Genomic DNA, 8,132 nt, shown 5'->3' on the forward strand with positions numbered 1-8,132 from the left:
TCTTCCCTCCCCCTTTAATGTGTACTCTAACGAATGATTTCAAGCTCTTCTATTGGAATATCTAACTTTTCTAATTGCGGGCGAAGCGAAGTCGCGTCACCAACAACGATTATTTGATAATCATTCGGGTCAAACCATTTCTTAGATAGCTCGTTTAAGGTCTCTTTTGAAACCGTTTCAACTATCTGATTACGCTGTTGTAGGTAATCTTCATCAAGGCTCAATGCAACAATATTACTCAACAACCCCGCCTTTTGACTTGGCGTTTCGTATTTAAGTGCATCTTGTTGACCGACGGCAAGGCGCATAAATTTCACCTCTTCGTCAGTTAATCCACTTTGGCTAAACTCATTCAGCTCATTAATAAACTCTTGAATCGATGGAACCGTCGCATTCGCCCTTACCTGCGCGCTAAATACCACTGCGCCAGTTTCACGAGTACTTGCGAAGTAACCGCTTGCACCGTAAGTGTAGGCTTTGTCTTCACGTAGGTTCTGGTTGATACGGCTATTGAAGTTGCCCGCTAAGTTAAAGTTAGCTAACTGGCTCAAATACAATTCGCCCGTCGCATCAAACGGCAGGCCCTTACGAACCAAGCGAACAATGCTTTGCGGCGCACCCGGTTTATCAACTAAGTACAGGTGCTGACCAGAAAGCTCTTTAACGATCTGTGGACGCGTTAATGGTGCCGCATCGCCTTGCCACTCTTCAAAGAATTGTAGCTGTTTCCCTACCTCTTTCTTCGAGATGTCTCCCACCACAACAATATTGGCACCTTCTGGTGTGTAATGTTGCGCATAGAATTTTTTCACATCGTCTAAGGTCAATTTCGATAGAGATTCCTTAGTACCATCACTTGCACGAGCAAAAACAGTGTCACCAAACAGCACTTCACGGGTTGCTTGAGAAGCCATCCAGCTTGGCTGCTGATGCTGATACACAACGCCTTCTAGCATCTGTTTCTTAACGCGCTCAAAATCTTGCTCATCGAACTTAGGCTCGAATAGAACCTCTTGCACAATCGCTAAGGTTTGAGGCAAGTTTTTCTCTAGCGCCGAGACTGAAATATCTGTGGTGTAGCTGCCCGCACTAATGCTCACGCTGCTACCAAGTTTATCTAAGGTCGCTTGTAACTCTTCAACGGTTCGTTTAGTTGAGCCTTCTTCCATCATCGAAGCCGTTAGGTTCGCTAGGCCTTCTTGCCCTTTGCGAACATAGCGTTCGCCTGCAGGCAATTGAATTTGCAGCTGTACTGTCGGCGTTTCACTGGTCACGGTACCAATTAAGTCAGTGCCATTTGCAAAGTGCATGCGGTACAACTCAGGCATGGTCGCCTCAACACCAAAGTTCACTTCTGGCATCACACTGCGATCAAAGGTATCCGGTGCCTTTCTGAAATCCAGTTGATCTTCCGTCACCTTGCTGTATTCCGGCAACGTACGTGGTGGCGTGGTAAAGGTCGCTTCACGAACCGCCAAATCGAGCTTTTTCTTAGGAACCACACTCAAGGTAACCTTGTGCTTACCTTCGATGAAATCTTGGTATGCCTTGCTCACGCTCTCAGGCGTCACCGCTCGGATTTGATCGAGTTGTGATTCAATGCGATCAGGCTGACCATAGAAGGTTTGGTTCGACGCGAGTTGCGACACCTTACCTTTAACGCTTTGCAATGCAAAAACAGCATTCGCTTCGGCCATGCCAGTGATCTGGTCTAAACGCTCTTGCTCAACGCCCTCTTTCGAGAATTGCTCCAGGGTATCCATCAGCTCTTTATTGAGAACCGTCAAATCGCCTTTTTCACCTGAGTTGCCCATTGCATACACGTACATGGTACACGCCAACTCAGCACAATCATGGAAAGAGCCAGCGCTGACGGCCTTCTGCGTTTTTACGAGGTTTTGATATAGGTAACTGTTGGTACCTGAACCTAACACGTTAGACAATGCATTCAGTGAAGCTTGCGTCTCTTCACCGCGATACGTTGTTGGCCACCCCACCAGCACCATCGGCTGACGAATATTGTCTTCTAAGGTGATGTATTTATCTTCTGTTAGAACAGCAGGTTGCTTCTCTGCCGCCTTCACTTCAGGGCCTTGAGGAATTGAACCAAAGTACTTGTTAACCCATTCTAGCGTGTCATCAACGTCGATATCACCACCAATCGTTAACACGGCATTGTTTGGGCCGTACCAACGCAGGAAGAACGCTTTAAGATCATTCACGTCAACACGGTCAAGATCTTCAACATAGCCGATTGGTTGCCAAGAGTAAGGGTGACCTTCTGGGTATAGCGCTTCGCCCATGCGTTCCCACATTAAGCCGTAAGGACGATTTTCGTAGCTCTGCGCTCGCTCGTTCTTGACCGTGCCTCTTTGCACCTCAAATTTCTTCTGAGAAACTGCATCCAACAAGAAGCCCATTCGGTCTGATTCTAACCACAGCATTTTTTCAAGTTGGTTAGAAGGAACAGTTTCAAAGTAGTTGGTGCGGTCACGATTGGTCGTGCCGTTTAACGAACCACCCGCTTCGGTAATGATCTTAAAGTGCTGTTGGTCCCCAACGTTCTCAGAACCCTGGAACATCATGTGCTCAAAGAAGTGAGCAAAGCCCGACTTGCCTATCTCTTCACGTGCTGAACCGACGTGATAAGTTACATCAACATGCACCAACGGATCGGAATCATCAGGGGAAAGAATAACTGTCAGACCGTTTTCAAGCTGATACTTGGTGTAAGGAATCACTACTTTATCTTTAGAGGGCTTAACCTCTTCTAACAGAGTGACACCTTCAGGTAACGAGGAAAAGAAGGGCGTTGAGCTAGGTACATTGTAAGAACAGCCAGCAATGGCGATAAGAGAAAATGTACCAAGTAAAACCTTTTTCATAGGTTCTCCTTAGAAAAAACCGAAGTAGATAGCAGCAAGTAAGCTATAGCGAGCGGCTTTGCCAATCGCTATCAAAATAACGCTAGGGATGAATTTCATTCTTAGCCAACCCGCAGCGAGACACAAAGGGTCACCAATGATCGGTAACCAACTAAATAACAGTGTCCAGTAGCCATAGCGACTCAGCCAAGCCATAGCCTTATGACCATGCTTTTCAGATTGAGTTCGATTAGGCAACCACAAACCAATCCAATAGTTAGTCAGGCCGCCTAAGGTATTGCCTAATGTCGCCACTAGAATGATCGATGAGGTTGAAAACTGATCTAAGCTCAATGCAGCCACAAGGCTAGCTTCTGAACCACCGGGGAGTAACGTGGCACTCAAGAAGCCACTAATGAAGAGTACCCACAGCGCCGAGTCCGAGAACCACAGCGCGATATTTTCAAAAAGGGAGTTAAAAAATTCTAACACTGCCTATCAACTTTCTTGCATTTTAAGTAGCACCTTGCCTCTGGTGTGTCCGGTTTCAACCTGCAGGTGCGCCGACTGCGCCTCGTCTAACTGGTAGATACCTTGAATTTCTGTTTTGAGCAATCCGACACTGACCATGTAAAGCATGGTGTCCATTTGCTCAGGGTTTGGTTCAACTAGCATGCCTGATGCAGTAAAACCTAGTAGTGTGGCTTTTTCGCAGATCAGTTCTGCAGATAGAGTTGGAACGGTTACTACTCTTGCGCCATCTTTTAGGCACTTCAATGCATCAAGCGCGGTATCGCCACCGACCAAATCAATCAACACATCGACATCAGATACTCTTTCTGATGCTGGCGCAAACTTATAGTTAATCGCGTGAGCACCTAGCGTCGCAAGGTAATCAAGGTTGGCTTCGCTGCAGGTTGTGTAAACCTCTGCTTTTGCTGCCACTGCAATTTGAACCGCAAGGTGACCAACGCCGCCCGCGCCCGCCAAGATAAGCACGCGGTCGCCTTCTTTCACTTCGGCTTTGTTGAGCGCTTGTGCCGCTGTTTGACTCGCGAGTGGTAATGCAGCTGCCGCTTCTAGAGTGACAGAATCAGGAACCATACTTAATGCAGCTTCTGGAACACACACATATTGGCTGTAACCGCCACCTTGCAGTGGAAAACCAATAAAGCCAGCTACGTTATCACCAACAGTAAAGCGTTCAGCCTGTTCGCCTAGCGAGACAATTTGCCCTGAAATATCGTAGCCAGGTACCCAAGGTAGGTTATCTTTGTTTTGTGCTGCCGCCCAACCAAGGCCCGCTCGGGTTTTGACATCAATCGGATTAATGCCTGAAAAGGAAACTTTAACCACCACTTCTCCAGCCTTAGGCTCAGGGATCGCACTGGTTTGAATACTTAGGTTTTCGACGCCGCCGAATTGAGTAATCGCAATCTGTTTATTTTCCATTTCCACATTTCCTTGATTGATAAAAGCCCTAGTGAGCAAGCACCCTAATTAATAAAAAGAAAGGGATGCGAAAGCATCCCTTTGACTATAAACCATTTAATAAGGCTAAGTTAACCGCTCATTCGTAAATTGACGACCAATTAACGTAACGATACATGACCCAGCAAATCCACTAGCCCACGAGAGCTAATAGAATACCCGCCGCAACCGCACTACCAAGTACACCGGCTACGTTCGGACCCATTGCATGCATCAATAAGAAGTTCTGAGGGTTTGCCTCAAGACCAACCTTGTTCACAACACGTGCCGCCATTGGAACCGCCGATACGCCAGCTGCGCCAATCAGTGGGTTGATGTCCTCTTTCGAGAATCGGTTCAACACCTTAGCCATCAATACACCACCCGCCGTACCGATACTGAACGCGACCGCACCTAAACCTAGAATACCCAGTGTTTCTAAGTTCAAGAACGTATCCGCTTGAAGCTTAGAACCAACCCCTAGACCTAGGAAAATAGTTACAACGTTAATCAGTTCGTTTTGAGCTGTTTTTGAAAGGCGATCAACCACACCCGCTTCACGCATTAAGTTACCCAAACAGAACATACCAACTAGAGGTGTTGCTGAAGGTAGGAACAAAATCGTCATCAGTAGTACAGCAAGCGGGAAAAGAATCTTCTCGGCTTTGCTAACGTGACGAAGTTGAGCCATCTTAATTTTGCGCTCTTCAGGAGACGTTAACGCTTTCATGATTGGTGGCTGAATGATAGGAACCAAAGCCATGTAGCTATAAGCCGCTACTGCAATGGCACCTAAAAGATCCGGAGATAACTTACTCGCCAAGAAGATCGCAGTTGGGCCATCGGCACCACCAATGATCGCAATTGACGAAGCATCGGCCATCGAGAACTCCATTCCTGGAACGTAGTTCAGCAAGATCGCGCCAAATAGCGTCGCGAAGATACCAAACTGAGCCGCAGCCCCTAGCCACAACGTTTTAGGGTTCGCAATCAACGCACCGAAGTCCGTCATCGCACCAACACCCATAAAGATCAGCAGTGGGAAAATACCTGTCTCAATACCAATGTAGTAGACGTAGTAGAGCAAACCACCTGGATCAGTAAACCCAGCATTTGGAATGTTTGCTAATACAGCACCAAAACCAATAGGCAGTAGAAGTAACGGTTCAAATCCTTTACGAATTGCCAAAAACAACAGTAAGCAACCAACCAGCATCATACAGATCTGGCCGAACTCAAAGTTCGCAATCCCTGTTTCAGACCATAAGGTCATCAATCCTTCCATGGTACTCCCTTACGCTAAGCTTAGTAGTGGAGCGCCTACAGTAACTGCATCGCCTTCTTTAACATTCAATTCTTGAACGATACCACCACGAGCAGCACGAACTTCCGTTTCCATCTTCATCGCTTCTAGGATTAGTAGAACGTCGCCTTCAGAAACCTCAGTACCCGTCTGAACGTTTACTTTAAAGATGTTACCCGCCAATGGAGCTGGAACCGCTTCAGCGTCAGACGCTGCTACTGGTGCAGCCTGAGCAGGTTTTGCAGATGGCGCCACCGATGTCAGTTCACCTTGTGGGCCAACTTCAACATCGTAAACTTGACCATCAACCTTCACGCTGTAGCTTTCAATACCACCAGAAGCTTGTACAGGAGCTGCAGCAACTGGAGCCGCAACTTCTAGCGTTGGTGCAGGTTCAAATGCTTCAGGATTACGACGGTTCTTAAGGAACTTAAGACCCACTTGTGGGAAGAGCGCGTAAGTCAGTACATCATCAACCGTATCTTCAGCTAGAGAGATACCCTCTGATTTCGCTTTCTCTAACAGATCCGTCGTTAACGTATCCATTTCAGACTTAAGTAAATCAGCAGGACGACAAGTAATCGGCTCTGCACCGTCTAGAACTTTCGCTTGCAGTTCAGCATCCACTTCAGCAGGAGCTTGACCGTATTCACCTTTCAGTAGACCAGCAGTCTCTTTCGTGATGCTCTTATAGCGTTCGCCCGTTAAGACGTTAATAACCGCTTGAGTACCGACAATCTGAGAAGTTGGTGTTACTAAAGGAATGTAACCAAGCTCTTTACGTACGCGTGGGATCTCTTCTAGAACTTCATCCATGCGATCGGCGGCGCCTTGCTCTTTAAGCTGGCCTTCCATGTTAGTTAACATTCCGCCAGGAACTTGAGCGATTAAGATGCGAGAATCGACACCTTTTAGCTGACCTTCCCATTTCGCGTACTTTTTACGTACATCACGGAAGTAAGCCGCGATGGGTTCGATTTGGTCTAGTTTAAGATTCGTGTCGCGCTCTGTACCTTCTAACATCGCAACAACCGTTTCGGTTGGCGTATGACCGTAAGTACAGCTCATTGAAGAGATAGCGGTATCTAGAATGTCGATACCCGCTTCAACGGCTTTAACCGCTGTTGCAGTCGATAGACCAGTTGTCGCGTGGCTATGCAGTGCTAGAGGAACGTCACACGATGCTTTGATACGTGTAATCAGCTCTTCTGCTTCATACGGCTTTAATAAACCTGACATATCTTTGATACATAGTGAGTGACAACCTAGGTCCTCTAGGCGCTTAGCCAAATCAACCCAAGTATCTGAATTGTGGACCGGACTGGTTGTGTAAGACAACGTACCTTGAGCGTGGCCACCAACGTCGATCGTTGCTTTCACTGCTTTTTCAAAGTTACGCACGTCATTCATCGCATCAAAGATACGGAATACGTCCATGCCGTTTTTATGGGCACGTTCAACAAATTTTTCTACTACATCATCCGCGTAGTGACGGTAGCCCAATAGGTTTTGACCACGCAGTAGCATCTGCATTGGTGTGTTTGGCATCGCTTTTTTCAGCTCACGCAAACGCTCCCATGGATCCTCGCCAAGAAAACGGATACACGAATCAAACGTCGCGCCGCCCCAAGTCTCAAGTGACCAGTAACCGACTTTATCCAGTTCTGCCGCAATTGGCAGCATATCTTCGATACGCATACGAGTAGCAAATAGTGACTGGTGCGCGTCACGAAGTACCACATCTGTGATAGCTAGTGGTTTAGACATGCTCATAAACTCCTTTTTAATCCTTTAAATGCTACTTAGCAGTAGACGCACGGTATTGATGAACCGCGGCCGAAATTGCTGCCACTACCTGTGGACTAACAGCTGAAGGGTTTGATTGTGATTTTTGAATTTTTTTAGGTGCTGCGATCGGCTCTGGTACTTCTTCTGGTACCAGTTTTGACATCAACCGAACGAGGTAAACTAGAATAGTTAGGAAAATAAAGACAACGGACATCCCCGTTATCATTAGAGTCGCCGCATCTCCTAGCAGGCTTCCAATATTAGTCATGTTGCTTCCTTTCTTCGTCATCCTGACATACGTACAGGATTTCAGCGAATAGTGATCCCGACCCATGGATTATCTCGATTGGTAAAAGTTTGTCAATTTTGTTTAAGGTTCTGTTACGGATAACGCACACATAAGGTTAATTATTCGCCTATCAGATCACATAAATCTGTCAAATACGTCATTTTTAGATATTTAAACTGTGACTTAAACGGGGCTTTTCTGGGAATTGATATGAGAAAGGTGGAATAACAAAGAAGCAATCAAGAACTACTTTAAATACAACAAGTTAAACAACTAGCAAATTTAACATTGTCGCAACAAATTTGCAGCAGACATAAAAAAAGCCTCGTATAAACGAGGCTTTTTCTAATAATGTGGCGCGCTCTGGAGGATTCGAACCTCCGACCGCCTGGTTCGTAGCCAGGTACTCTATCCAGCT

General features: G+C 46.5%; 6 protein-coding genes. All 6 read right to left on the reverse strand.

Features of this window, described 5'->3' with window-relative positions; all coding sequences use genetic code 11:
• Positions 1 to 26 precede the first annotated feature (26 nt).
• Entirely contained in the window at positions 27 to 2,885 is a 2,859-nt protein-coding gene (locus tag ACED41_RS01600; RefSeq protein WP_017065777.1) for a pitrilysin family protein, read from the reverse strand.
• A gap of 9 nt (positions 2,886 to 2,894) precedes the next feature.
• A complete protein-coding gene (locus tag ACED41_RS01605; protein WP_017059555.1) occupies positions 2,895 to 3,356 on the reverse strand; it encodes a YqaA family protein in 462 nt (153 codons plus the stop codon).
• A gap of 6 nt (positions 3,357 to 3,362) precedes the next feature.
• Positions 3,363 to 4,316: an NADP-dependent oxidoreductase gene (locus tag ACED41_RS01610; protein ID WP_017065778.1), complete on the reverse strand. Its 954-nt coding sequence runs from the start codon at positions 4,314 to 4,316 to the stop codon at positions 3,363 to 3,365.
• A 172-nt stretch (positions 4,317 to 4,488) separates the two neighbouring features.
• Positions 4,489 to 5,619: a sodium ion-translocating decarboxylase subunit beta gene (locus tag ACED41_RS01615; RefSeq protein WP_019825842.1), complete on the reverse strand. Its 1,131-nt coding sequence runs from the start codon at positions 5,617 to 5,619 to the stop codon at positions 4,489 to 4,491.
• A gap of 9 nt (positions 5,620 to 5,628) precedes the next feature.
• Positions 5,629 to 7,404: a sodium-extruding oxaloacetate decarboxylase subunit alpha gene (oadA, locus tag ACED41_RS01620; RefSeq protein ID WP_371724372.1), complete on the reverse strand. Its 1,776-nt coding sequence runs from the start codon at positions 7,402 to 7,404 to the stop codon at positions 5,629 to 5,631.
• 31 nt (positions 7,405 to 7,435) lie between these two features.
• Positions 7,436 to 7,693 (reverse strand): oxaloacetate decarboxylase subunit gamma, encoded by a 258-nt coding sequence (locus ACED41_RS01625; protein ID WP_004741884.1) that lies wholly within the window; start codon positions 7,691 to 7,693, stop codon positions 7,436 to 7,438.
• Positions 7,694 to 8,132: the final 439 nt, after the last annotated feature.

The sequence above is a fragment of the Vibrio sp. 1F255 genome (genome assembly GCF_041439145.1).
GTDB lineage: Bacteria > Pseudomonadota > Gammaproteobacteria > Enterobacterales > Vibrionaceae > Vibrio > Vibrio crassostreae_C.